A 1,347-nucleotide genomic window follows, 5' to 3' on the forward strand; every position below is an offset into this window, starting at 1 on the left:
CGGTGACCGCCGCGACCTCGCCGGCCCCGGGCAGGAAGACCAGCACGTCGCCGTCGTGCTCGCGCAGCGCCCGCCGGACGGTGGCGGCGACGTGGTCGAGCAGGGCCCGGTCCACCGGCCCGGCCCCGGGCGCGGCGATCGGGCGGGCCGGGGGCGCCCAGACCCGCTGCACCGGATGCAATGCTGAGTCGGCGCGGACCACCGGGGCCGGGGTGGGCCCGCCCAGCAGCGCGGCGAACCGGTCGGTGTCCGGGGTCGCCGACATCGCCAGCAGCCACAGATCCGGCCGGAGGGTGGCGCGCGCCTCCACGGTGAAGGCCAGCGCGAGGTCGGCGTCGAGTTGGCGTTCGTGGCACTCGTCGAGCAGCACGGCACCCGTGCCGGGCAACTCCGGATCGTGGTGCAGCCGGCGGACCAGCAGGCCGGTGGTGACCACCTCGATCCGGGTGGCCGGGCCGACCCGGCGTTCGCCGCGTACCGCGTAGCCGACCCGCTCACCGACCCGTTCGCCGAGCAGCTCGGCCATCCGCCGGGCAGCGGCCCGCGCCGCCACCCGGCGGGGCCGGGCACCCGGTCGGCCACCGCCAGCGGCGCGAGGGTGGTCTTGCCGGTGCCCGGTGGGGCCACCAGCACGCCGGCGCCGGCCTCGTCCAGTGCCGCGACCAGCGCCGGCAGCACCGGACGGACCGGCAGATCGAGGGTTACGTCGGAGAGCACGGCCCAGTCTCGCACCGGCCCGGGTGGGTCAGGGGCGACGGACCTCGCCGACGCCGCGTACGAAGGCCTGCCAGGGCGCCGCACCGAAGGCGAGCACCGGGCCGGAGCGGTCCTTGCTGTCCCGGACGGCGACCTGACCGTCGACTGTCGCGACCTCCACGCAGTTGCCGTTGCCGCTGCTGCGCGTGCTGGTGCGCCAGTCCGCTCGGGTCAGGTCGTACGCCGTCATCCGCGGTACCTCTCGTCTGCGTCGGCGTGCCGCAGGAGCGGTCACGCAAAGTTACGAGAAGCATGCTCAAGACGGGTCAACGACGCCGCCGGATCGAGCGCCATCCGGCACAGCTCCTCGTGCAGAAGGCTATACCCGAGCACATGATCGGCTTCCTCCAGAGCCAGCCCCATCGTGAGGTTATCCAGGTAAACCACTGACGCGTCGCCGGCGTCGGCAAAGTGGAGGATCACGTACGGGGTGCTCATCGCCGGATGTCCGCCGGCCGCGAACGGAAGTACCTGAATTGTCACGTTGGGTAGTTGCGCGATCCGGCTCATGTGGATCAGTTGTTCGGCCATCACCGCGGTGCCGCCGACCGGGCGCAGCAGCACCGCCTCATTGATCACCACCGACAGGTC

General features: G+C 73.1%; 2 protein-coding genes and 1 pseudogene. All 3 read right to left on the bottom strand.

The genetic code is table 11. The features are described from left to right. Positions 1-717 (bottom strand): annotated as a pseudogene (locus KBX53_RS33010) (ATP-dependent helicase HrpB); the annotation flags it as partial. A 28-nt stretch (positions 718-745) separates the two neighbouring features. Beyond that, the gene (locus KBX53_RS33015) at positions 746-946 is read right to left on the bottom strand and encodes a DUF397 domain-containing protein (protein WP_210863774.1); all 201 of its coding nucleotides are present in this window, start codon (positions 944-946) and stop codon (positions 746-748) included. A 41-nt stretch (positions 947-987) separates the two neighbouring features. Then, positions 988-1,347 (bottom strand): DUF5753 domain-containing protein (locus KBX53_RS33020; RefSeq protein ID WP_247676573.1); only part of this gene is annotated, 360 nt, incomplete at its 5' end.

It is taken from the genome of Micromonospora sp. M51, assembly GCF_018070305.1.
Taxonomy (GTDB): domain Bacteria; phylum Actinomycetota; class Actinomycetes; order Mycobacteriales; family Micromonosporaceae; genus Micromonospora; species Micromonospora parva.

Excerpts from the sequence above, each read along its gene's own strand:
- KBX53_RS33015 (WP_210863774.1), bottom strand. The coding sequence starts at position 946 with ATGACGGCGTACGACCTGACCCGAGCGGACTGGCGCACCAGCACGCGC.